Raw genomic sequence first — 23797 nt, forward strand, 5'->3', positions numbered from 1 at the left:
GTGAGGATTGCTCTGAATATATTCAAATATACTGCCCATAACGTCTTACCAAAAAATACACTTTTATATTCTTATACCATAATTTAATTCTTTTTCGGAGATGTCTATTGTAATATTTAAGGGTTACAGAAAATTATTAAGTCTGAATCAGGATAACCAGGATTTAAGGATTTACAGGATGTTATTTTGTAGTCAAATCTTCCCTAATTTTGACATCATTAATTATATGAATAAGAAGATTAATAAAAGAAGTCGGGGATCTAAATTTTGATAACTGAAAATTTTTCTCTGTGTCCTCTGTGTCTCTGCGGTTCGTTAAAAAAATAGCCATCTAACAGCAATACCAAATAGAATAAAACATCAAAAATAACTGAACGCAGATAAACACAGATAAATAGAGAAAACATCCTGTAAATCCTTAAATCCTGAACATCCTGATTCAGACAATTCTTTCTTAGCGTCTTTGCTTCTAACGCACTTCGTGCTAAAGCCTACGGCACGCTCCACGAACGCTTCGCTGGAGCGTCTCTGCGCGAAACTTAAATCTCAAAAATCCCCACAAATAACTTATCAATAACATCCTGTAAATCCTAGAATCCTGGACATCCTGATTCAGACAAAATACATAAATTAAGGTGCGTTACGCTGTCGCTAACACACCCTACTTTGACTGTGGGTAATTGGTAATCGTTTTTCCAATGACCAATGACCAATGACCAATGACCAATGACCAATGACCAATGACCAATGACCAATGACCAATGACCAATGACTAATGACTAAATGTGAATTCCACATTCAGTTTTTTCACTTCCTCTCCAACGTCCTGCGCGTTCGTCTTCACCGTCAGCTACTTTAGTGGTAATAGGTTCATCACCAATGCTGGGATAACCTTGGTCATGAAGAGGATTGTAAATTACCTTATGTTCAGCTACATAAGCCCAACTATCTTGGCGTGTCCAAGCCGCAATGGGATTTACTTTTAATCTTCCTAGATTATCTAATTCAAATATAGGCATATTCGCACGGGTCACAGCTTGGTCACGACGACGACCTGTAATCCAAGCGAAAGTCTTGAGTTCGTCTAAGCCCCGTAACAGGGGTTCAATTTTTGTAATGTTGTGGAATTGACTAATATCTTTTTCCCAAAGCGCTTCACCAAACCTAGCAGCAAAGGCTTCGCGGGTTTCTACATCTGGAGTTTTATAAGTTTGTAAATCTAGATTATAGATTTCTTTAGCTTTCGCAACTAGTTCTAGGGTTTGGGGGAAGTGGTACAGGGTATCGAGAAAAATTACAGGAACTGGATGTTTGAGTTCAGTATAAAGAATATGCGTAATTACCAAGTCATCCACGTTAAAGGCGCTTGTTTGTACAAGTCCTGTGGGGATGTTCTCTATGGACCACGCCAGTATTTCTTTGGGAGTGGCTGTTTCAAATTGCTGATTTAATTGCTGTAAGTCAAATGCTGTGGAAACTGTCATGATTATTTTTTAGACAAATTTTTGTTACCTTTATAAAAATTTATTTTATCCTATCAAGGCACATATTCTGACCGGAAACTGGGTAATGATTATGTACGGGTATTACTACAACCTCAATCAAGGTCTGTTACTTAATGCAGGTATAAATTATCTGTGAGCAAAAATGAGCGAAAATTAATCATATACTAAGAAAGTTTAAGCGATTTTAAGTTTTACCTGGATTTGCAAAGCTATTTATATTGATAATGCTATTCTTAACCTAAGCTTTAAAATACAAGGATTTTACTAGAAATGAATAATACAAAACTACCAAATAGCTTGGGTCAATCTATAGTTATGGGTGTTTTAATCGTGTTGACTAGTGCTGGGATAATCACGATTATGAACATTTTTTAATAACGGAAATTACCATCACAAAATGTCGGAGTTTTAGATGCTGAACTCTTTATTTATATATATTTAAATATTCTGCAAAAACTCCACATTGGGTAATAAAGGATCTGTCACAATTCCCACACCAACAAAACCCCAACGTTTAAGGAAGTTTCCAATCTGTGTCCCAGGAAGAGGTTCTACAGCAAAGCGGTTTGCTACTTCTCTGGCATGGGTATTTAGATAGCTCAGAGCATCAAAGTTTTCTCGAAACAGCAAAAGATAAACTGAATCGTCAGATTTGGGACGTGCTGTGAGATAACGTCCAGTGCTTTGCGATCGCACAATATAATAATTTTCAGAAAGCATTGGTAGTCGGTAATTGGTAAGTTTCCTATTCCTAAAGATTAATTCAAGTCTTCTAATTTAATTCGCGGATCTGCTGCTTTTAACATTAAATCAGCAATTAAATTGCCAATAATTAACAACACTGCACTCATGACCAAGCTGGCCATGACTAAATATTGGTCTTTAGCTAAAACGGCTTGTAAAGTCAATTTTCCTAAACCTGGCCAATTAAAGAAATTTTCGGTAATAAATGCACCGCTTAATAAACTTGCTAATTCAAAACCCAATAAAGTAATTAAAGGGTTGATAGCATTACGCAAAGCATGAACATATATGACACGATTTTCAGGAAGTCCCTTAGCACGGGCTGTTTGGATATAATCTTGACGCAATACATCCAGTAATTGTCCGCGCATAATGCGTTGCAACCCGGCAAAACTGGTAATACTCAGGGCAATTAACGGTAAAATCATGTGCCATAGGATATCTAATATCTTACCCAGCCATGTCAGTTCAGCGTGATCGATACTAGTCATGTTACCCACCGGAAACAGTGGAGTAGTTACTTGGGCGAAGAATAATAAGAATAAGGCGGTAATAAAACTCGGAAACCCCTGTCCAGCATAGCTAATTACCTGCAAAACCTTATCAGTGCCACGATTTTGCTTGACAGCAGCGAGGATACCCAGAGGAATAGCGATCGCCCATGTTGTAATTAAAGAAGCGATCGCTAACAACAAAGTCGCTGGTACTCTTTCCAACAACAGCGACCCTACAGAGCGTTGATAAACAAAACTTGTGCCAAAATCACCCTTAGTCACAATTCGAGTTAACCACAGCCAAAACTGCTCAGGCCAAGACTTATCTAAACCAAATTGTCGGCGTATTTCCTCAATCCGTTCCGGGGAAATTTTCGGATTTTGCCGCAGGGTATCTACATAATCTCCCGGAGACAACTTCATAATGAAAAACGACAAAGCCGAAGCTAAAAAAATCGTCAACAGCGCCTGTAGTAACCGTTTGACCACATAAATAAAAGTTTCATTTGAGATTAGCTTAATTAGCCAATCTCGACTGGTCTCCAATGAAATTTTTGTAGAAGTCATAATTTGCTAATTGTCGTCATTTCTGGAAAACCAATCACCAATGACTAATATTCAACAACAGATATTATTGGCACATCCGGCAGATGTTTTCGCCCTTGTAAATCCCGTAGCTCGATGATAAACCCAAACCCTACAAGTTTGCAGCCAATCTTTTGTAACAACTTTGCTGTCGCGCTTGCAGTCCCACCCGTAGCAATCAAATCATCGACAATCAAAACCCTACTACCTGGATGTATTGCATCCTGATGCACTTCCAAGCTGTCTGTACCATACTCTAGTTCATAATCAATGCGATGAACCGCTGCTGGTAACTTGCCTTTTTTACGCACGGGAATAAAACCAGCACCTAATTGATAAGCTAGAGGCGCACCAAAAATGAACCCACGAGATTCCATCCCCACAACGCAATCCACCTTGAATTCAGATTCAACGCATTTTTGTGTTAAGAAGTCAATGGTGTAGCGCAAACCATCTGGATCACGCAGTAAGGTGGTAATATCCCGAAATAATATTCCCGGCTTAGGAAAATCTGGTATGTCACGAATCAGAGACTTTAAATCCATAGTTTGTGCAGTTGTCAGGCTTGATCTGTAGGACGCAACAAATAATCGTGAGGTAAATAGGGCTGATCAGTTTTTTTGTCTCTATGTACTAGCCTCTAGTCCTCAATTTCAGATACCTGAGAAATCGTACACTATAATGTCATACCCTGGAGATGAGGAATTTTGTTTCATGATCCATTGACGATAACGGAGAACTTAACCCAAGCTAGAGATATATCTCTACTACCAACAAAAGGCAGATGAACAAATGCTTTAAAACTTTCATTACAGTATACGGAAACCTGTGAGTAACAAGAGTAAGTATTCTATATATTGGGCTGCTCATGCCATCACCACAAGCCTAAGTTATGGTTTGGCTCTATATCTTAAATTTTGTTTGACTCAGTTTATTGGAATAGCACAAGGTATTTTAGAGAATGAATGTCTCCGCAAGTTTAACGCCGTTCAACAGTCCAACTCCTGAGGCCATGCCGATGATTCTGGACACTTTACCAGATCCGGCGATCGCTCCCAAGGGATGTCCTCGCAGAACGGCGTTGCAAATAGACCTCATGTTACTGGCAATAGAAGCTTTAGAGCTTGGCGGTTCTGAAGCCATCCTGTCATTTGCCCAAGAGTTAGATCTAAAAGGAATTATTAAAGATCGGGTAAATTTATGGCGGATGCGTAGCTCTAACCCACTGCGGCGAGCGCATATCCGCAGACCATTAGGCATCCTGGAAGCAAAAGCACTAGTAGTCATCACTTGCTACATAGCTAGGCGGTTAACAGTTGTTATCCGTCAGCTACTAATGATATATCAACAACTGTCCGAAAAGCAGATTCCACTGGAACAAAATTTGCGTTTAGCTAATTATCTAGAGCGGTTTAGAGCGCATTTCAAGAGCCGGATGAATCCTAGACGTTCTGTTTCACTGACATTAAACTCTGATGAAAAATTAGATGAATTGGCTATAGATTTATTAGGAAAATTACTATTCTGCACTGGTACAGCTGGAATGCAGCGTTTCTGGATTTCTCTTTTTGACGGTGAAGTGGAATGAATATTCAACGTAAGTACAGTTTACCTAATTGCACGCTGCTGTTAGAGGGATTAAGTGATATCACAATATCTGCCCACTTTCAAGACCTCCGCCCAGAACTATCTATATTGGTAAATGCCGAATGCTATTTATCTAGTTATACTCAGCCTATAGCCGGAGGGCGGGAATTTTTTGAAAGCTTGGTGAGGGCTGTAAGTGCCTATGCTCAAGAAGTTTTAAGTAATGTACCCAACCCCCAAGCACACAACCATGAGTCGGAACTAGTGGAGTTGCAAAAAATTGACAGCAACCGACACAGATTAATCGTACATTCAGAAATTGGTGCAGAGGGTTTTGAGCCTAATACCAACGATGGTACACAGCCATCTATTCAAATAGATTTGAATACGGTGCAGTTGTTTGATTTAGTGGAGGCAGTAGATCAGTTTTTTGCTGATACTCAAACATTACCAGAGTTATCACTAGAACTACAACCAGTCACTAGACGCTATGGTGGCGCTAGTCAAGTATTGCTCAAGCAAGCAGTACCCGCGACTGTGGGAGTATCGAGTTTGGCCGTTGCTGCGATCGCTTTTAGCTTAATTCCTCCTCCCCAAGTACGTCCACCTGAACCGCAGCCAGAGGAACAGTCCAGCACGACAACACCCACAGCCTCACCCACGACAACACCCACAATTGAAGCCTCACCCACAGATTCACCCACAGCCTCACCCACAGCCTCACCCACACCGATTATTAGAGATTTGGAAGCACTTCTGAGTTCAGTTCCAGAAATTACTGACCCCTCCCAACTACGTGCATTAAATCGCCAAGTTTATAATCAAATTCATCCAGCTTGGAATAATCGTTCTGAATTAACCGAAGATTTGATCTATCGTTTAGGTGTGGCTGCCGATGGTAGTATCATCGGTTATAAAGCTGTGAACAAAGCTTCAAATAATACAGTAGATAAAACACCGCTGCCCAATCTACTATACAATCCTGCTAACCGCCGCATCGCCAACGAACCCATCGCTCAATTCCGAGTAGTCTTTAATAGAAAAGGTATTTTAGAAGTCAGTCCTTGGCTGGGATACACTAAAAAACCAGAAGTAATCGGCGAAAAAATCACTGACTCCAAAAAAGTCAAAGATTTAAACCAAAAGCTCTATGGTATGATTCGCCAAAATTGGAGTGTAACACCCACATTTACCACAGATTTGAAATATCGGGTGGCGGTAAACAAGGATGGTGTTATTGCTGACTATGAACCACTCAACCAAGTAGCCTTTGACTATTTTCGGGAAACACCACTACCACAGATTTTCCAATCCGTTTACGGCTCAAACGTAGCTGCTCCCAATAATAAAGAAGCTCTCGGTCACTTCCAAGTGGTATTTAAGCCTAACGGCACACTAGAAGTTACCCCTTGGGAAGGATACAGGTAATAATTCGTAATAGTGCCTACGGCAGGCTACCGCCAACGTAATTCGTAATTGAAAATTAATTACGAATTCTGAATTTATTTGGTGATTTTCCCCATATAATTTCCCCATAACTGGGCGGCTTGAGCGCTACTACCAGATGTGGGGGAATTATTGTCATTTCCTAGCCAAATACCAGTTACAAGCTGCCGACTGGGAATAAAACCAATAAACCACAAGTCAACGTTTTTATCCGTTGTCCCAGTTTTGCCCCCTTCACCCAGTCCAATAGCTGCGCTGCGTCCAGTACCTCTGGTGATTACCCCACGCATCAAATCAATCATCTCATTAGCAACTTCCGTCTTCAGCACTCGCTTATTACCATTGGGATCTTGGTCGAAGGAGTAGATGACACGACAGGTTTTTAAATCTTTACGATCTTGACAATCACTGCTGTCTAGAATTCGACTAATAGCATGAGGAGGATTCCATACCCCGCGATTGCCAATAGCCCCAAAAGCACCAGTCATTTCTAAAACATTGACGACACTTTGACCCAATACCAAGCCAGGAACGGGGTCAAGTGAAGATTTAACTCCCAAACGCTGCGCCATATCTACTACTTTATTCAACCCAATTTCTCTAGCAATCCGCAGAGCAATGGGGTTTTCTGAAAGAGCAAAGCCGGTGGCTATATCTAAACTACCACCAGATCCAGAACGGCAAGGTCTGTAGGTAAATCCTTGCCAAGTTAAAGGAGCGCAAGAATAACCCCTTGAGGGTGATATCCCCTGCTCAATGGCAGCAGCATAAGCAAAAATCTTAAAAGTAGAACCTGGTTGTCTTTTGGCTTGAATCGCACGATTAAACTGACTTTTTCTGTAATCAGTTCCCCCTACCATCGCCAATATACCCCCAGTTCTGGAGTCGAGAGTGACCATTCCCCCTTGAGAAAAACGAAAACTTGAACCAGCGTTACTGACTGAATTCCGCAGGGCAGTTTCCGCTTGTGCTTGAATTGCTGGGTCTAGCTGGGTTTCGATGATATAGTTACCTTCTCTGGCGGCTCCTTCTCCTAAAATCGCTTCTAGTTCTTGAAAGACATAATTATAAAAGTACGGGGCAATTGTCTTAGCTTGCCGTTCACAGACTTTAGGGCTGACTTGGACAGTGGAGCGTCTAGCTCGGTTGGCTTCTTCTGCTGAGATTTTGCCCATTTCCAGGAGTCGCTTAATCACACGGTTACGGTAATCAGCTGCCCCTAGTTTATTAGGACCATCTCCACAAAAATCAAAGGCATTGGGAGCAGGCAAAATCCCTACTAAAGTTGCTGCTTCTGAGAGAGTTAATTCTTTAGCTGACTTTTCAAAGTAATATTTAGCTGCATCCTCAAAGCCAGAAGTATCTGCCCCCAAAAACACGCGATTTAAGTAAGTCAGCAAAATATCATCTTTGCTGTAAAAAGTTTCTAGTTTCAGGGCGACTACTGCTTCCCGCAATTTCCGCTCTAATGAATCTTGTCTACCTACATAATCGCGGAACAAACTACGGGCAACTTGCTGAGTAACTGTACTAGCGCCTTGTTGGACATCGCCGCTACGACTATTAATCAGTACGGCTCGCAATACCCCTAAAGGATCTACGCCAAAGTGCCAATAATAACGACTATCCTCGGAAGCTACCACAGCAGCTGGCAAATAAGGACCAAAATTTGATAGCTGCTTGAGGTCTACGTGAGCAATATTTCTAGGCTCCCGGAGTGGAGTAGAACCATCACGGGCGTAAACAACCACGGGGGCGCGAGTAGCGGTTGGGAGGGGGCTAACGGAAAATTTCAGCCATTCAACGCCAATGACTAAAGCAAATAAGGCACTGACACCACCTACACCATATATCCCCCACGTTGCAGCTTTTACATACCAAGCTGGAGGATCGACGTATTGCAACCGCACGGAAGCGGCAAGTTCTGGTGGTCCTAAGGTAAAGATATCACCGTGACGAAGTTCTAGAGAAGTGACTCGCCGCTTGCCAATATAAATGCCATTGGTAGAATTTTCATCTTTGATGGTGAAAATAGGAGTCCTTTGGCTGGAATCTCGCGACAGTGACAGATGAATTTGACTGACAACGGGGTTGCGGACGACGATATCAGCAGATTTGGAACTACGACCGAGAATATAGCGATCGCCCAACAGCGGATATATTTCCGCTTTATCTGCCCCCGCATCCTGCACCCAGAGTTCCGGTACTTTGGCATTGGGCTTGAGCGCTAGTTTAGAAAAATCAACCCTAGCTTGAATAGTATTTACGGCTTGTGTCAGTTGACCAAGGAACGTTTGTGGCTTTTGAGGCGGTTGCGGGGAACTCATCGGCTATATCACATCACACGCTGTTAGTGAAGAATCGGGCGAATCGTAATTTTAATGCTAGTCTGTCACCATTTTACTCACAAGCTATAAATAAATTGACTGTACGGAATTTTGTTGGTTTAATATAACACCTATTTGCTGTTTAGCAAACAACATTATTTTGTGACTTTTAGTACTAGTTTACGGACAGAAAAATTTCTATCTCTATTACTGGATGCCTATTCTAGCTCAAAAAACTAGCAGCACAAGGACAATTTCTATATTTAGGTTTGTATTGCTAGAAACTACTCTGCAATCAACCAAATGTTTAAATTTGACTGCCGCCAAACATCTCTACCACCTATGGCAAAATTGTACATCTTCCTTTAGAAAGATTTTCTCCAATTAATTGTTTGATTTAATTGGCGAAGTGTTCCGTTGACCTTGAGGTGAATTTCCGAATGAAGGGAAAATTTCTGACTCTGATTGGTACAGCCCTGACGTTGGCGCTGACTACGAATGTTGCTATGGCCGAGTCCAGTCAATCCCCTATGTCCGAAGAATCTAGTAGTTCATCTACTAATTCACCAACGGAAATCAAAATGTCACCACTAGGGATGAAAATTCTGTGCGAACGGTTTCCTCTCAATTCCCGTTGTCCCGGTGGTACAGCACTTAATTCTCCCATTCCTACTAGCACAACAGAACCAGCGGCAACTCCTGCTGAAAGCGGTACTAGTCCCGAAAGCACAACAGTACCAGCAACGACTCCCCCTGAAAGCGGTACTAGTCCTGAAAGCACAACAGTACCAGCAATTCCCACTTCTCCAGATGCTGGCAATTCCAGTAACTTGACTCCTGCGCCAGGAAGTATGATTTTACCAAAATCAGATACACCAAACAGTAGCACGGAATCAGGTGCAAGTTCACCCATGCAAGTTCCTAGTCAAGTTCCGGCTCAGGGTACTTTATAGGTAAAGTTATTTGGTGCATTGAAATTTAATAAATAAAGCTTTCATTTATTTGGTAGCCTGGGGATGCTCAACCTCCAGGCTTCTTTGTTTATATTTATCAAAATCAGATTTTATAGCCGTGGACAGGGTGGTTAGGACATCAATTGATAATGAAACTCTCACTACAAGAGGGTTTTACTCCTGACTCCTGACTCCTGACTCCTGACTCCTGACTCCTGCTATAAAAACCGACGCAGTAGGTGACACAGGGACAATTTCTGAAATTACCTTTTTCCCAATTACCAATGATAAAATGGGTATCAAATTAGCGGGGTCTATGACTTGAGGTAGATGTTTGTTGCAAAGAAGCAATTAAAAGGCAAACAATACCAATACTAATAAAAGAATCTGCCATATTAAATACGGCAAAGTTAATCAGGCGAAAATCCAGAAAATCGACCACGTAGCCTAAAGAAAACCTATCTATCCCATTACCTATAGCCCCACCTAAAATCAAGCCATAACCCAACTGATCCCAAAAACTTAACATAGGGCCAAATGTGGCAATGGCTATCAATACTAAACTTACACCTAAAGAGAGCCATCGCAACCACTCTACTTTTCCACTTAATAAACTAAACGCTGCACCTGTATTAGTAACATAGGTAAAATGAAATATGCCTGGGAGTAATGGTAGTGTTTGTCCCAAAGCAAAGGTTTGCACTACCCAGAATTTGGTTAATTGATCCAGAAAAAAAGCTAAAAAGGCAGCAATCCAAAAGAAGTGATTTTTTAAACGCATGATGAATTAGTCATTAGTCATTAGTCATTAGTCATTAGTCATCTGACTACTGAATCAATGACTAATAAAACATTATATGTCGTAGCACATATGCTACTATTGTGACAGCACAGACTACAGCTAGTTGACCTGGTAGTGAAAACCAAGAGTATTTAAGGATTGCTTGCACTAAAGGTAGATTATCTGCAACTTTTCCGGGAAAAAGATAGCTAATCATTAAATAAGCAATACCGCAGATGTGGACTGTTAACAATCCACAAAAACAACTAAAAGCCAACATTTCTAAACGAGGTCTGGCTTTGAAGGCAAAATAGCCGCAAATCCAAGCTCCGGGAATAAAGCCTAGCAGATAGCCAAACTGAGATAGCTTAACATAACCAATACCGCCTCCTTCGGCAAATACAGGTAACAAAGTTAATCCCATGACTAAATAAGCAATCTGAGAAAGCGCACCAGCATTTTTGCCTCCTAAACAACCGACTAGCAGCACGGCTCCAATTTGATAGCTAACACCTAAAGACAAGGTTTTAATTCCTTGCTGACCCCAACTCCAAGGAAAAGTAGTGCCATAGGCTTCTAGGAACGTGCCACCCATTGTTAGGAGTAAGCCAATCATAGACCATAATAATTGATTGGAAGCAGCAAACATTGATCAGGCAACAGGGAAAAGGCCAAAGGGAAAGCTAACAGCAACCAGTATAGGCCAATGGTAAGAAGATGAGACCCAGCCTTAACACTGAAAATTGGTATTACTGAGGTTAGGTGATTGGGTAAAAGGTAAAATTATTCTTTGTTACTTAACTAGCTACTGAGAATAAATACTTATCTTAACAGTATACAGTAGATAAAAATTAATACAAAAAACCTTGAATTTGAATCGAAGTCAAGAGATTTTTTAGATTATTAACCTACTGTTAACCTTATTTTGAATCATTTAGCGGTATCTTAGAGGCGCTCATCTGGAAATTTACAGATATTTACAGCAATGGTATTACATCTAAATCGAGTAAAGAATAATTCATTCATAACTTCAGCAACAGTGTTAACACTGGCAATTGGTTTAGCGGCTTGTGGGGGAAATTCAAGCCCTGACAATACTGCTACAACTGAAACTCCTGGTACTACTCAAAACACCACGGCTTCTAGTCCAGCTAAATTGGATCTTGGTGGAGATGTGACATTAACTGGTGCTGGTGCAACTTTCCCCGCGCCATTATATGCCAGTTGGTTTGCTGATTTAAACAAAAAATATCCGAATTTGAAAGTTAGCTATCAGTCAGTAGGTAGTGGTGCGGGTGTTGAGCAATTTATCCAAGGTACTGTAGACTTCGGTGCCAGCGATGTAGCGATGAAGGATGAAGAAATCGCCAAAGTACCCCAGGATAAAGGCGTTATTTTACTGCCTGTGACTGCTGGTAGTATTGTATTGGCTTACAATCTACCAGATGTTGCTGAACTCAAACTACCACGAACAGTTTATACTGATATTTTATTAGGTAAGATCAAGTCATGGGATGATCCAGCAATTGCTAAAGCTAACCCTGAAGCAAAGCTGCCCAAACAACCAATCACTGTTGTATATCGTGCTGATGGTAGTGGTACTACAGGTGTGTTCACAAAACACATGAGTGCTATCAGCCCAGAGTGGAAAACTAAAGTTGGCGATGGTAAAAGCGTAAACTGGCCTGTGGGAGTTGGCGCTAAAGGTAATGAAGGTGTGACAGCCCAAATCCAACAGACTCAAGGTTCTATTGGTTACATTGAGTATGGCTATGCCAAACAAAATAATATTAAGTTTGCGGCTTTGGAAAATAAAGCTGGCAAGTTTATTGTTGACAACGAGGAAGCAGCCTCTAAAACTCTGGCAGCAGTAGTGCTACCAGCAAATCTTCGTGCCTTCATTGCTGATCCTGAAGGTGCAGATTCCTATCCTATTGTTAGCTACACTTGGATTCTGGCTTATAAAAAGTATCCTGATGCAGCTAAAGCTAAAGCAGTGGAAGCAGCAATTGAGTATGCTCTAACTGAAGGACAAAAAATTGCTCCCGAACTAGGCTATGTTCCTTTACCACCAAACGTGGCGGCTAAGGTGGCTGCTGCTGCTGACCAAATCAGTCCTGACTATAAAATCGCTGTTAGTGGTGGTACTAGTGGGAGTAATTAGGCTCACCCTTCCGTCTAACCGTAATACTCAAACAATAGGTTAGCCACAAGAATTTTATTGACCAATCAGTTGGGAACCCTGATTAGTTAGTGTGTCAAGTGCAAAAAACGACGCAGCGATAATTAAAGTATGGCTGTAGTCACTAATATCAGGACAGTGTTGATTGCTTACTGGGTTCGTACTCGGTACTTTCTTCTTAAGTCGGTTTCCTGGTTACATTATCTCTGATTTGATTTTTACAGTCAGTATTCATGACTACTAATTTTCAGAACCTGCAATCGGCAATTAAACAGCGATCAGAATTAGATAGATCTCTAGATCAGGGATTTATTTGGTTGACTCGGATTTTTGCTCTAGCGATCGCTGGAACTTTATTATGGATCACTTTACAGGTAGCTATGGGGGCTTGGCCTGCCATTCAAGAGTTTGGTCTTGGCTTCTTAGCTAAAACCACTTGGAACCCCGTCAATAGCGAATATGGAGTGCTGCCACAAATCTATGGAACTCTCGTGAGTTCTTTTCTAGGTTTGTTATTAGCTATACCCATTGGCGTTGGTACTGCTATTTTACTGAGCGAGAATTTTCTGCCATCTCAGGTGCGGTTGGTACTGGTGTTTTTGGTAGAACTACTGGCCGCTATTCCTAGTGTTGTCTACGGAGTATGGGGCATTTTCGTTTTAGTTCCTATTTTAACCAACTTGGGCAAATGGCTGCATAGTTCCTTCGGCTGGATACCATTTTTTAGTACCCCACCAACGGGACCAGGAATGCTACCAGCAGGAGTCATTTTAGCAATTATGACTTTACCAATCATCACTGCTATCTCCCGTGATGCCTTAATTTCTGTACCTCCTAGTTTGCGTCAAGCGTCTCTTGGACTGGGTGCAACCCGTTGGGAAACACTTTTTCAAGTGATCATCCCCGCTGCTTTTTCTGGCATTGTCAGTGCGGTAATGTTGGCACTTGGTAGAGCAATGGGAGAAACAATGGCTGTAACAATGTTGATTGGTAATTCTAACAACATTAATATTTCCTTACTCGCTCCATCTAATACAATTTCCTCTCTACTGGCCAGTCAATTTTCTGAAGCAAGTGGGTTGCAAATTTCAGCTTTAATGTACGCGGCTTTAGTGTTGTTTTTCCTGACGCTGGTAGTGAATATTCTGGCAGAGTTTATTGTTCTCCGGGTTAAGCGACTGTAGTTGTAGGTTGAATTATGACGAATCATTTTCCCGAAAGCAGCCTGACTCGCTCCCCTTCGTCTCCCCGAACATTGTTTAATACGGCAATGACCGTAGTAGCATATATTTGTGGAGCATTGGCGCTGCTACCTCTGCTGGCTGTGCTTTCTTATGTAATATTTAAAGGCTTTAGCAGTCTAAGTTTAAGTGTGTTTACAGAATTGCCACCAGCACCTCTGAGAAAGGGAGGAGGCTTTGGTAATGCCATTTTGGGAACACTGTTAATGGTGGGTATTGGTGCAACTATTAGCATTCCTTTTGGTGTGTTAGCGGCAATTTATTTAACAGAGTTTAGTTCTAGTAAAGTAGCTAGGTGGATACGGTTTGCTACTAACATTCTCAGTGGAGTCCCCTCTATTATTGCTGGGGTATTTGCTTATGGGATTGTAGTTTTGACATTAGTAAAGCTGAATTTAGGCTCCTACTCAGCTTTTGGAGGTGGGTTTGCGTTGGCAATTTTGATGTTACCCACTATTTTGAGAACTACGGATGAAGCTCTACAGTTAGTTTCTCAAGATTTGCGTCAAGCTTCTGTGGGGTTAGGAGCAACTAAATTTCAAACTGTCGCACAGGTGGTATTACCAGCAGCTTTACCAGCAATTGTTACTGGTTCTACTTTAGCGATCGCCAGAGCATCTGGAGAAACTGCACCTTTACTGTTTACTGCGCTGTTTTCCTCTTTTTGGCCTAGTGGCTTATTTCAACCAACAGCTTCTCTGGCAGTTTTAGTTTACAACTTCGCCGTTTCACCTTTTCAAAATTGGCAGTCTTTAGCTTGGGCTGCTTCTCTAATTTTGGTTTTGATGGTTCTGATCACAAGTATCATCGCTCGCTGGGCAACTAGGCAAAAAGCTTAACAAAATTCCATCAACAGGATGCAAGATCATCCTTAAAAATTATCCCTAAACTATTTATGGCTACTAACGCTAGTACAATCAATGGGACTGACGCGGCTTTACGTACAGAAAATCTGAATATTTACTACGGTAACTTCCTGGCTGTACAGAATGTTTGGCTAGATATCCCTAAAAATAAGGCTACAGCTTTCATTGGCCCTTCAGGCTGTGGTAAAAGTACATTACTCCGATGCTATAACCGTCTTAACGATCTTATTGAATCGTTTCGAGCCGAAGGTAAGGTTTATTTTGGCGATAAAAATTTGTATGCACCAGATATCGATCCGGTAGAAGTACGTCGTCGGATTGGTATGGTGTTTCAAAGACCAAACCCTTTTCCTAAATCAATTTTTGACAATATTACTTTTGGAGCCAAAATCAACGGCTACAAAGGTGATATGAATGAATTGGTAGAACGCAGTTTGCGACAAGCAGCTTTGTGGGATGAAGTCAAAGATAAACTTAAGCAAAGTGGTTTATCTTTATCAGGTGGACAACAACAGCGTTTATGTATTGCTAGAGCGATCGCAGTTCAACCAGAAGTTATCCTCATGGATGAACCATGTTCTGCACTTGATCCCATTTCTACTTTGCGGGTTGAAGAACTAATTCACGAACTCAAAGAACAATACACCATCGTTATCGTTACCCACAATATGCAACAAGCAGCGCGGGTTGCTGATAAAACAGCCTTCTTTAACGTCAAAACTTCCGATAAAGGTGGTAGAACAGGTTATTTAGTCGAATACGAAGATACAGAATTAATTTTCAACAATCCACAGCAAGAAGACACCAAAGCTTATATCAGCGGTAGATTTGGTTAGTTGTGGAATTATGTCAAGTTTTTATAGCTTGGTGACATTTAACTGTGGAGAATTACTCAAACCAACCTATCACTTAGAGATTTCTACAGTGATATTTTTTTAACTAAATTTCTCACCTATGATTTAGGTTTTCTATAGATCGTTGTTCAAGCAAATTACATAATTTTACTTAAGCAAGTAGTTTTTTCCTAACCGTATAATATAACTTCATTAAAAATAAAGTACACATTTCTAGCAGTTTAGGGTGATGACTAGAAGCGAATAAAGCTGAAAATACTTGCAAAATAAGGATTTTTATCTACGTAGCTATAACCTTGAGGTTGGAACTGCTACATAAAATTTAAGTAAAAAAAATATCAAAATTCTATAAACTACCTACGACTGGAGTTAAGATTGAATAGCATCTATTTTTTCTTCAATGGCACAAATACAAATCAAGTATCTACCAGGACGCTTATAAAATCATGAAAAACAATACTTTGTCAACTATCTTGACATTTATAACCCTAACTATGGGTTTAGGACTTGTGCAGAATCAACCAACCTATGCACAAAGTACAACCTTTGTATGTGGTGTCAGTGAAGGTAAACCAGCGACTATTGCAGTTACTCCACGGGGAAATATCCCCATCATTCTCTGGGTATCTAATAAATTTACAGGTGCAGGTTTTAACCCCCAAAGAAGATGTGCAGAAGTTTCACCCAGATTCCAAAAATTATATGATCAAGGGGCTTTAACATTTATCACTGCGGGATATCTTAACAATCAACCGGTGATTTGTGCAACAGGTAGCACAGGTGGTCTTTGTAACAGTAGCAATCTTTTATATACCCTCAAACGTGGTCAAGATGCTGCCAAAACAATTCAAAGATTAAATGAAATTCGCGGTGGTGCAGCAGGAGTACTCCGTGAAGATACAACCGGCACAAATATTAATAATTCCGAATCAGTAAATGTGAATGAATTGCTGAATAATGGCCGGGTAGATCCTAATACTTCTGTAGGTCAAAATAACAGCAATCCTACACCAGTTGAAGAAACACCAAATACACCAAATACAGGAAATAAACCTAATAGTGGTGGTGGTTTGTGGTGAATTGCTAAATCTATAACTGTCAAAGTTTTATCAGGAGATACTTGGGGTTCAGGGATTTTGATTAATAGGAAAGGACGAGTTTATACTGTCTTGACTAATGATCATGTCCTCACCCCTGGTTATGGCAAATCCTATCAAATTCAAACCTCTGATCAACGGATTTATTCAGCCCAAATAGTTAAGCAGAGTTTTGGTGGTAATGATTTGGCATTGTTGAAATTTGAAAGTAGTAGAAACTATCAATTAGCAACTATATCTACTAGTAATTTGACAGTAGGAGAAGAGGTATTGGCGGCTGGTTTTCCTGTTGATATGAATGGATTTGTTTTTAACCAAGGTAACATTAAGTTTTTACTGGCTCAACCTTTAGTAAGAGGTTATCAAATTGGTTATAGCAACGATATTTATAAAGGAATGAGTGGAGGACCAGTCTTAAATCAGCGTGGTGAATTAGTAGGAATTAATGCCATGCACGCTTATCCTTTATGGGGTAATCCTTATCAATATGAAAGTGGTAGTTTTCCCAGCTTAGAATTACAACAGCAAATGCAAAAACTAAGCTGGGGTTTATCTATTCATCAATTTTTAAGGATGAATACAGGACAGGAAAATCAGGTACAAATTAATGATACTCAACCTGTAAAAGTACAGCATCATCCCGGTTTTTTGTGGTGAAAATATTCTACTTGGAGATTAAATAAATGAGTTTTAATGATAGATTAATGATGGCATTAATGGGAAGTGTGGTAAGTATTACTATCATTCAACCTTCCACAGCTTATGCTTTAACTGGAGAAGAAGTTAATGATATAGCCCGTGAAGTCACAGTTTTAATTAAAAGCGATAAAGGGCATGGTTCAGGGGTAATTGTTGCTAAAGATAGCAAAACTTATTATGTTCTCACTGCTTTTCACGTCGTCAGCAATAAAGATAATTACAAAATTGTTACTCACGACAAAAAAGCATATCAACTCGATTACGGTAAAGTCAAACGTTTATCAGGAGTTGATTTAGCAATCGTAGAATTTAGCAGTGATCAAGATTATAAAATCGCTAAACTTGCAAATTCAGAAACAGTCAAAGAAGGTAAACCTGTGTTTGTTTCTGGTTGGCCACGTTTAACAACCGTTGGACAAGCTGCGGGTGGACAATTGGTACGTCAATTTACTGGTGGAAGGGTTTCAGGATTTTTACCCCAATCCTTGGAAGGTTACAAAATGAGTTACGACAATAAAACCCTTGGGGGTATGAGTGGTGGCCCAGTTTTAGACGCAGGTGGAAGAGTCGTTGGTATTCATGGTTTAGGAGATACAGAAGATCCTAACCGTCTCCAACAATCAGCAGGATTAGACAAACAAACTGCTACAAGTATTGCTGGACTAATTAAACCTGGATTTAACTATGCAATTCCTATCAATACCTTTTTAAGTCTCGCACCCCAATCAGGAATTTATTTAGGTTTACAAGTTGAAAACTCTGCTGCTGGTGAATTAGGTGCGCCTTATGCGGACAGCACCCAACCTGATAAACGAGACACAATTGATAATATCAATGATGTTTTAGGTACAGCAGGACGGGCGCTAGACACAATTAATGGTGTGCGTAATTTCTTCCGTTGATAGATGTTGATGTATGGAGGCGATGTCTTTGATAGCCAAAGGTATCGCTCTATTTTTTATTATTTTTTGTGAAATTAATCATGAATAAGTTTAGGTTTTTGTTGATTGGTGTAATTAGCTTTCTCACCATTATTAGTGAAACACTTTGGCAGAAATTTCTAGCAGTTTCTTTATGTGGAGTTTTAGGTACTGTTTCAGCTTGTTATTTAGTTTCAGATAATCGGGTTAATGCGGTTAATTCAACTGAAGTTATGGAAGTAGATAACGTTGCACAAATTTATACATTTCGTCAATATAAAATAAATTCTTTGTCTAATAATATTGAAATTATTATGTTTAATAATTTCAAATATCAAACCATTGTACAAGCAGTAGAAGAATGTAATCAGCAACAAATTTTAACTTCTTCAGCCTGTGCAGGAGATGATATAAAACCAGAAGAAGCCAAATTATATAACTTGATAAATCAGTATCGCGCTCAAAATAGACTAGCGCCAATACCTTTATCAAAATCATTAACATTAGTGGCTAATCGTCATGTTCGTGACATAGCAAAAAACCCTGATTATTATCGTAATTGTCAGGGAAAATATTGCGCTCATGGTTGGAGTAACTGCGCCTATGATGCTGATAATTCAAATACTCTTCCCTGTATGTGGGATGCTCCCCAAAAGCTAAATACAGGTTATCCAGGTAGAGGTTATGAAAACCTTTTTACTGGCTCTAGGAATTATAGAGTAACAGCAGAAGCAGCTTTACGTGGGTGGCAGAGTAGTAGAGGACATAATGAAGTAATTTTGAATCAAGGGATATGGCAGAACAACCAATGGAATGCTTTAGGTATAGGCATTTATAAAGGAGCAGCAGCTTTGTGGTTTGGTGTAGAACCTGACTCTGGAGAAAAATCACCTGCTAATACTCCAAACACTTCTCCACAAACAGATACACAAAACACACCAAATCCTATTAATCAACCAAAGGAAAAACCTATTCAAAACCAGCCATCTCATACTCCGAATACATTGTGGTAGTTGTTGAATTTAAACTAATGTGAGGCAAGAAAAATGCGTAAGTTAATTTATTGGTTTTTGGGTGCGGTTACTTTTATATTTGTAGCAACTTCAACTATTTGGAAACAAGCTATTTCACTTTCTTTGTGTGGGATTTTAGGTTTTAATTCTGTTACTTGTCATGGTTGGTTTTTGGATGGTTGGGTAAATGCAGCTGTGCCTAAGAGTGGGGTTGAGATTGCACAAGTTGATATTTTTGATAATAGGAATGATGGGAATAGTAAGCCTAGTAATGGGAATGTTGATATTTTTAAAAAACCTAACCCTAATAGTGACTCATCTCAACCAAATAGAAATAATGGAAAAAATCAATCTTTTCCTGATAATGTCATAGATGATACGGCTAAAAATACAGCACAAGATGTTGAAGGAAGAAAAGTTTATAGTTTTTTTATTAATGGAATACAAAATAGTGAAAGTAATTATGGGGAAACAAAGCTATTAGTAGAAAATTTACTCAAAGCTGCTGGAGTTTATCCTCCAGTAATATCTACAGATACATATAACTTTTCATCAGTAGAAAATGGTAGAAAATTATCTGAATTATCAGATAAGTTGGAAAAAATAAATCAAGAAAGGAGTAGCAGATTAAAAAACCCAATTGTTCAAATTATTACTATAGATTTAATTTTATCCAGTTGGGGATCACAAGCAATAAGTTTATTTGGTGATTTAATTGAATCTACTTTACAATTTTTTTTAAGCAAAGTTCAAAGTGGAGACGGCAAGGCTCTTGTGTCAAAAACTACTAATTTCATCAAAGAAGTAGATAAAAAAGAATCAGAAAAAGCTAAAAAGACTTGCAAAGATACACCTAAAATGAAATTTGTAATTGTTGCTCATTCACAGGGTAATTTTTTTGCTGATGAAGTAGCAGCTAATTTGCCTAATGATATTGCTAAAAGAACTGTAATTCTTGGATTTTCTACTTGGCATTCTTATGGAAAATCTCAAAGTAAAGGAATTAAAGTAAAAGCTATATCAAGATCAGAAGATATTTCTGTAATACCATTTAGGATTTTAAAAAAGTTAGATGGACAAATTACAATATCAAATTTACCTCCTTTGCCAAAATATAAGGATAGTCAAGGTGAATTGAAAGAAAGCAATATCATAGAAAATCACTCCCTAAAAGATTATCTTGGTTCACCTACTAAACCAGAATATACTAAAGCAGCCAATGAATCTTTTTTATTTGCATCAAATACACTCGGTAATTTACTAAACTTTGATTCTGGCAATTATGAGAAAAAGAAAGATTGTTCAGAGCAAGCTTTAAAAACAGGCAAAAGCTATGGTGATCCTCACATCATCACCTTTGATGGATACCGCTACAGTTTCCAAATGGTAGGAGAATTCACATTAGTTAAAGCCAAAGATAACAGCTTTGAAATCCAAGTTCGTCAAGGTGCAGTTCCTGGTCGCCAACTTTCCTTAAATACAGGTGCAGCAATGAAAGTTGGTAATACTCGCGTCGCATTCTATAGTAAAGACTTTCCTGATGCAAATAAAAATACACAACTACGAGTTGATGGTAAACCAACTGTAGTTGAAGGTTCTTTATCTTTACCTGGAGGTGGAGTAATTACTCGTTCGGGTGGTGATTATGTCGTGATATGGCCTACAGGTGAACAGGTGACAATTCATAATATTACCGTTGCAGGTTCAACATTTATGAATGTTATTCCTGCTGTTCCAGACCAGTCAGATAGATATATTGGTTTACTCGGTAATCTTAATAGTGATCCAAACGATGATTTACGAACTCGCAATGGTAATATAGTTCCCACTAAGAATAATTCAACTTATGGACAACTCAGCACAGCATTAAATAATTTATTACCTGTTCCTGTAGCTTTGAGCAAAGTTGAAACATTATTCTTTGACCAGCTTTACAAAGAATTTGGTGATAGCTGGCGAATTAATGAGAGTGAATCTTTATTTGACTATGCTTCTGGCCAAAGCACAGATACATTTACCAAACGTGGCTTTCCCAATAATTACATCAGTCTTAGTTCATTTCTTCCACCGCAACTGCGTAAAGCTGAAGAAATTTGTCAGCGTGCTGGTGTTTCAGGAGATTTATTAGATGGATGTATTTTTGATGTTGCTAACACTGGAGAAGCTGGATTTGCACAAGCAGCAGCAGATGCGGTGACAGGTATAGTTAAAGATAGAGTGCAACAAGAAATCAGAAATCGCATTCCTGTAAATATACCCGGTGTGCGTTTCCCATAAAATCCACAACCCTTGTAGGGGCGGGGTCTCCCCGCCCTTGGAATAACTTGGTTATGAATTTTCCGCCCTTTTACCAGCGCCATAATATCCCAAAACCTTAAAATCAACACTCCACATCCAGCATGAAATATAACCCCAAAATCCACCATCGCCAATCAACACGCCTACGGGGTTATGATTATTCACAACCAGGAGCATATTTCATCACCATCTGTACCCAACACCGTGAATGTAATTTAGGCGAAATCATTAACGATGAAATGAAATTCACAGTCAGGGGTTTTATTGTCCATGAATTTTGGTTAAAAATACCCGCTCATTTTCCTAATGTTGAATTGGATGAATTTGTTATTATGCCTAATCACGTTCATGGAATTATTGTGATTAATGATGAATTGTTGGGTGTACACGATTATATAAAAGAGGGCGGGGATGACATAAAGGGCGGGGATGACATAAAGGGCGGGGATGACATAAAGGGCGGGGATGACATAAAGGGCGGGGATGACATAAAGGGCGGGGAGACCCCGCCCCTACAGAAGAAAATAACATTGGGACAAATAATTGCGTATTACAAATATCAAACAACCAAAATAATTAATAAAATTGATGACACACCTGGACTGCGTATATGGCAAAGAAATTATTACGATCGCATTATCCGTTATCAAAAAATTTTAGACATCACTCGTCAATACATCGTTAAAAACCCTTTGCGTTGGGATAAAGATCCAAACAACCCCCGTAGGGGCGGGGTCTCCCCGCCCTTGGAATAACCGCCCTTGGAATAACCGCCCTTTTGTCCTTAATTCTTTTCAAAGCGGGTGGCGGGAATCGAACCCGCATTATTAGCTTGGAAGGCTAAAGTTTTACCACTAAACTACACCCGCAAATCTGTATCTATATAAAGATAACATAGCTTTGGTAAAAACACAAGTATTTATGGAGAATTAATTGGCTGAATCCTAATCCGCATATACAAATTACTCAACTCTGGTTTTGAGCCATTTTCGTTATATGCAGCGATAAAGCTTTCTTGGTTGAAGATATCATTAAGCGCTTGCTCATAGATGCTTTTTTCACTGCTGAGTGTCGTCGGTTCGATTTCTAAGACTACAGCTTGTTGAAATTTGCCATTGTTATCAATTACTAAACTAACTAGTATATTTGCTGGCTTTATTTCAGAATCACTAGGGAAAAAACTAGCTTCTAATTGCTTACTGCTACTACCTTGATATGCCGCCAGAACATCAGGTAAAGCATCTTTGATTAATCGTCTTTCTTGTATTAATTGATTAACTTCATCTTTCAGTAGAGGAGAAACATTAGCTAGTATACCCCCTCCTGTTGGGGTTGGGGAAGTTTCCTCTGTTGGGGTTGGGGAAGTTTCCTCTGTTGAAGTTGGGGAAGTTTCCTCTGTGGGAGTTTGTGAAGTTTCCTCTGTTGGGGTTGGGGAGGTTTCCTCTGTGGGAGTTTGTGAAGTTTCCTCTGTTGAAGTTGGGGAAGTTTCCTCTGTTGAAGTTGGGGAAGTTTCCTCTGTGGGAGTTGGGGAATCAGAGGGAATATCTTTTGGTAGTAGGGTTCCTTGTCCCAGTTTTAATTCTTGACGGCGATTCCAGGGAAGGTTATCTAATGGAATTGTTTCTGTAGATGTAGGAGTTTCTGTAGATGTAGGAGTTTCTGTAGATGTAGGAGTTTCTGTCGCTGTAGGAGTTTCTGTAGATGTAGGAGTTTCTGTCGCTGTAGGAGTTTCTGTCGCTGTAGGAGTTTCTGTCGGTTCAGGTATGGAGTCTACTGGTTCTGGAACTGGCTGATTATTAACTTGAGAGTTCTCAGTTTGAGACTCCTGTGGAAGATTGAAATCAGAACTTATAGCGCCATCATCTTGATTTTCAGGGGTAGTTGGCGTGGTTTCTGGTAAAGATGGTGTAAAAGAATTTTGAGTAGAAGAGGGAAGTTTTGGTGTAACTGTTTTAGCGATGAATTTGGGTTTGGCTGTTGATTCTTCTTGAGGCGAAATATCTATGAAATCAACAGGAATATTAGCTTGACTAGAGTGGGGAATCCAAGGTCTAAACTCATCAGATGAGCCTAATAACCAAAAAACCAGCAAGTGGAGCGAAATTGAACTTATAAATACACTAACCCACAAAAAAGGCGGATCAGTATGTTTTCTCCCGGTTTGCAAAGGAATCAGAGATTTATCTGTAACTGGTGGCATCATAT

22 protein-coding genes and 1 tRNA gene are annotated in these 23797 nt (G+C 39.7%); 13 read left to right on the forward strand and 10 right to left on the reverse strand.

Annotation, left to right across the window (positions count from 1 at the left end):
* Positions 1–651: 651 nt before the first annotated feature.
* The 5 genes from H6G68_RS06200 to H6G68_RS06220 form a co-directional block, all read right to left on the reverse strand.
* The gene (locus H6G68_RS06200) at positions 652–798 is read right to left on the reverse strand and encodes a hypothetical protein (RefSeq protein WP_190905856.1); all 147 of its coding nucleotides are present in this window, start codon (positions 796–798) and stop codon (positions 652–654) included.
* Positions 780–1484 (reverse strand): phosphoadenosine phosphosulfate reductase, encoded by a 705-nt coding sequence (gene cysH, locus H6G68_RS06205; RefSeq protein WP_190905857.1) that lies wholly within the window; start codon positions 1482–1484, stop codon positions 780–782. Before cysH ends, H6G68_RS06200 begins: the two co-directional genes overlap by 19 nt.
* 459 nt (positions 1485–1943) lie before the next feature.
* Positions 1944–2225, reverse strand: coding sequence for a hypothetical protein (locus H6G68_RS06210; protein WP_190905858.1), 282 nt, complete (start codon positions 2223–2225; stop codon positions 1944–1946).
* A 38-nt stretch (positions 2226–2263) separates the two neighbouring features.
* Positions 2264–3310 carry an ABC transporter permease gene (locus H6G68_RS06215; protein WP_190905859.1) on the reverse strand — a complete coding sequence of 349 codons (1047 nt, stop codon included), beginning with the start codon at positions 3308–3310 and terminating at the stop codon, positions 2264–2266.
* 44 nt (positions 3311–3354) lie between these two features.
* Positions 3355–3873, reverse strand: a complete 519-nt coding sequence (locus H6G68_RS06220) for an adenine phosphoribosyltransferase (RefSeq protein WP_190905860.1) — start codon at positions 3871–3873, stop codon at positions 3355–3357.
* Positions 3874–4289: 416 nt separating this feature from the next.
* Here H6G68_RS06220 and H6G68_RS06225 point away from each other — a divergent pair, with 416 nt between their 5' ends.
* On the forward strand, positions 4290–4916 hold the full coding sequence (locus H6G68_RS06225) for a DUF3038 domain-containing protein (RefSeq protein WP_190905861.1): 627 nt from the start codon (positions 4290–4292) through the stop codon (positions 4914–4916).
* Entirely contained in the window at positions 4913–6343 is a 1431-nt protein-coding gene (locus H6G68_RS06230) for a DUF4335 domain-containing protein (protein ID WP_190905862.1), read from the forward strand. The genes H6G68_RS06225 and H6G68_RS06230 overlap by 4 nt, the downstream gene beginning before the upstream one ends.
* Before the next feature lie 74 nt (positions 6344–6417).
* Here H6G68_RS06230 and H6G68_RS06235 read toward each other — a convergent pair whose 3' ends face one another.
* Positions 6418–8688 carry a transglycosylase domain-containing protein gene (locus H6G68_RS06235; RefSeq protein ID WP_190905863.1) on the reverse strand — a complete coding sequence of 757 codons (2271 nt, stop codon included), beginning with the start codon at positions 8686–8688 and terminating at the stop codon, positions 6418–6420.
* A 440-nt stretch (positions 8689–9128) separates the two neighbouring features.
* Between H6G68_RS06235 and H6G68_RS06240 the strand changes: the two genes are divergently transcribed.
* On the forward strand, positions 9129–9641 hold the full coding sequence (locus H6G68_RS06240; protein WP_190905864.1) for a hypothetical protein: 513 nt from the start codon (positions 9129–9131) through the stop codon (positions 9639–9641).
* A gap of 304 nt (positions 9642–9945) precedes the next feature.
* On the opposite strand, the gene lspA is transcribed toward H6G68_RS06240, so the two are convergent.
* Both lspA and H6G68_RS06250 read right to left on the reverse strand, forming a co-directional pair.
* On the reverse strand, positions 9946–10422 hold the full coding sequence (gene lspA / locus H6G68_RS06245; protein WP_190905865.1) for a signal peptidase II: 477 nt from the start codon (positions 10420–10422) through the stop codon (positions 9946–9948).
* Between the two features lie 61 nt (positions 10423–10483).
* Entirely contained in the window at positions 10484–11071 is a 588-nt protein-coding gene (locus H6G68_RS06250) for a biotin transporter BioY (RefSeq protein ID WP_190905866.1), read from the reverse strand.
* Positions 11072–11407: 336 nt separating this feature from the next.
* On the opposite strand from H6G68_RS06250, the gene pstS reads away from it, so the two are divergent.
* The 10 genes from pstS (at position 11408) to H6G68_RS06300 (ending at position 22347) form a co-directional block, all read left to right on the forward strand.
* Positions 11408–12586, forward strand: coding sequence for a phosphate ABC transporter substrate-binding protein PstS (gene pstS / locus H6G68_RS06255; RefSeq protein ID WP_190905867.1), 1179 nt, complete (start codon positions 11408–11410; stop codon positions 12584–12586).
* Between the two features lie 251 nt (positions 12587–12837).
* Positions 12838–13788, forward strand: coding sequence for a phosphate ABC transporter permease subunit PstC (gene pstC, locus H6G68_RS06260; RefSeq protein WP_190905868.1), 951 nt, complete (start codon positions 12838–12840; stop codon positions 13786–13788).
* Between the two features lie 14 nt (positions 13789–13802).
* The gene (gene pstA, locus H6G68_RS06265; RefSeq protein WP_127054038.1) at positions 13803–14684 is read left to right on the forward strand and encodes a phosphate ABC transporter permease PstA; all 882 of its coding nucleotides are present in this window, start codon (positions 13803–13805) and stop codon (positions 14682–14684) included.
* A gap of 56 nt (positions 14685–14740) precedes the next feature.
* On the forward strand, positions 14741–15547 hold the full coding sequence (pstB, locus tag H6G68_RS06270; protein WP_127054039.1) for a phosphate ABC transporter ATP-binding protein PstB: 807 nt from the start codon (positions 14741–14743) through the stop codon (positions 15545–15547).
* 464 nt (positions 15548–16011) lie between these two features.
* Positions 16012–16644, forward strand: a complete 633-nt coding sequence (locus tag H6G68_RS06275) for a COP23 domain-containing protein (protein ID WP_190905869.1) — start codon at positions 16012–16014, stop codon at positions 16642–16644.
* Between the two features lie 12 nt (positions 16645–16656).
* On the forward strand, positions 16657–17319 hold the full coding sequence (locus H6G68_RS06280; RefSeq protein ID WP_339327844.1) for a S1 family peptidase: 663 nt from the start codon (positions 16657–16659) through the stop codon (positions 17317–17319).
* 26 nt (positions 17320–17345) lie between these two features.
* A complete protein-coding gene (locus H6G68_RS06285) occupies positions 17346–18263 on the forward strand; it encodes a S1 family peptidase (RefSeq protein ID WP_190905871.1) in 918 nt (305 codons plus the stop codon).
* 80 nt (positions 18264–18343) lie between these two features.
* Positions 18344–19294 carry a CAP domain-containing protein gene (locus H6G68_RS06290; RefSeq protein ID WP_190905872.1) on the forward strand — a complete coding sequence of 317 codons (951 nt, stop codon included), beginning with the start codon at positions 18344–18346 and terminating at the stop codon, positions 19292–19294.
* A 33-nt stretch (positions 19295–19327) separates the two neighbouring features.
* A complete protein-coding gene (locus H6G68_RS06295; protein WP_190905873.1) occupies positions 19328–21571 on the forward strand; it encodes a VWD domain-containing protein in 2244 nt (747 codons plus the stop codon).
* Positions 21572–21693: 122 nt separating this feature from the next.
* Positions 21694–22347 carry a transposase gene (locus tag H6G68_RS06300; RefSeq protein ID WP_190905874.1) on the forward strand — a complete coding sequence of 218 codons (654 nt, stop codon included), beginning with the start codon at positions 21694–21696 and terminating at the stop codon, positions 22345–22347.
* Positions 22348–22390: 43 nt separating this feature from the next.
* On the opposite strand, the gene H6G68_RS06305 is transcribed toward H6G68_RS06300, so the two are convergent.
* Together H6G68_RS06305 and H6G68_RS06310 are read right to left on the reverse strand one after the other, a co-directional pair.
* Positions 22391–22461, reverse strand: a tRNA-Gly gene (locus tag H6G68_RS06305).
* Between the two features lie 50 nt (positions 22462–22511).
* On the reverse strand, positions 22512–23795 hold the full coding sequence (locus tag H6G68_RS06310; protein ID WP_242045158.1) for a hypothetical protein: 1284 nt from the start codon (positions 23793–23795) through the stop codon (positions 22512–22514).
* Between the last annotated feature and the right edge of the window lie 2 nt (positions 23796–23797).

The organism is Anabaena catenula FACHB-362, assembly GCF_014698735.1.
Taxonomy (GTDB): Bacteria; Cyanobacteriota; Cyanobacteriia; order Cyanobacteriales; family Nostocaceae; genus Anabaena; species Anabaena variabilis_A.

Bases quoted from the DNA above. Each gene is read 5' to 3' on its own strand.
- H6G68_RS06200 (WP_190905856.1), bottom strand. From the start codon at position 798: ATGTGGAATTCACATTTAGTCATTAGTCATTGGTCATTGGTCATTGGT.
- cysH (WP_190905857.1), bottom strand. From the start codon at position 1,484: ATGACAGTTTCCACAGCATTTGACTTACAGCAATTAAATCAGCAATTT.
- H6G68_RS06210 (WP_190905858.1), bottom strand. From the start codon at position 2,225: ATGCTTTCTGAAAATTATTATATTGTGCGATCGCAAAGCACTGGACGT.
- H6G68_RS06215 (WP_190905859.1), bottom strand. From the start codon at position 3,310: ATGACTTCTACAAAAATTTCATTGGAGACCAGTCGAGATTGGCTAATT.
- H6G68_RS06220 (WP_190905860.1), bottom strand. From the start codon at position 3,873: ATGGATTTAAAGTCTCTGATTCGTGACATACCAGATTTTCCTAAGCCG.
- H6G68_RS06225 (WP_190905861.1), top strand. From the start codon at position 4,290: ATGAATGTCTCCGCAAGTTTAACGCCGTTCAACAGTCCAACTCCTGAG.
- H6G68_RS06230 (WP_190905862.1), top strand. From the start codon at position 4,913: ATGAATATTCAACGTAAGTACAGTTTACCTAATTGCACGCTGCTGTTA.
- H6G68_RS06235 (WP_190905863.1), bottom strand. From the start codon at position 8,688: ATGAGTTCCCCGCAACCGCCTCAAAAGCCACAAACGTTCCTTGGTCAA.
- H6G68_RS06240 (WP_190905864.1), top strand. From the start codon at position 9,129: ATGAAGGGAAAATTTCTGACTCTGATTGGTACAGCCCTGACGTTGGCG.
- lspA (WP_190905865.1), bottom strand. From the start codon at position 10,422: ATGCGTTTAAAAAATCACTTCTTTTGGATTGCTGCCTTTTTAGCTTTT.
- H6G68_RS06250 (WP_190905866.1), bottom strand. From the start codon at position 11,071: ATGTTTGCTGCTTCCAATCAATTATTATGGTCTATGATTGGCTTACTC.
- pstS (WP_190905867.1), top strand. From the start codon at position 11,408: ATGGTATTACATCTAAATCGAGTAAAGAATAATTCATTCATAACTTCA.
- pstC (WP_190905868.1), top strand. From the start codon at position 12,838: ATGACTACTAATTTTCAGAACCTGCAATCGGCAATTAAACAGCGATCA.
- pstA (WP_127054038.1), top strand. From the start codon at position 13,803: ATGACGAATCATTTTCCCGAAAGCAGCCTGACTCGCTCCCCTTCGTCT.
- pstB (WP_127054039.1), top strand. From the start codon at position 14,741: ATGGCTACTAACGCTAGTACAATCAATGGGACTGACGCGGCTTTACGT.
- H6G68_RS06275 (WP_190905869.1), top strand. From the start codon at position 16,012: ATGAAAAACAATACTTTGTCAACTATCTTGACATTTATAACCCTAACT.
- H6G68_RS06285 (WP_190905871.1), top strand. From the start codon at position 17,346: ATGAGTTTTAATGATAGATTAATGATGGCATTAATGGGAAGTGTGGTA.
- H6G68_RS06290 (WP_190905872.1), top strand. From the start codon at position 18,344: ATGAATAAGTTTAGGTTTTTGTTGATTGGTGTAATTAGCTTTCTCACC.
- H6G68_RS06295 (WP_190905873.1), top strand. From the start codon at position 19,328: ATGCGTAAGTTAATTTATTGGTTTTTGGGTGCGGTTACTTTTATATTT.
- H6G68_RS06300 (WP_190905874.1), top strand. From the start codon at position 21,694: ATGAAATATAACCCCAAAATCCACCATCGCCAATCAACACGCCTACGG.
- H6G68_RS06310 (WP_242045158.1), bottom strand. From the start codon at position 23,795: ATGATGCCACCAGTTACAGATAAATCTCTGATTCCTTTGCAAACCGGG.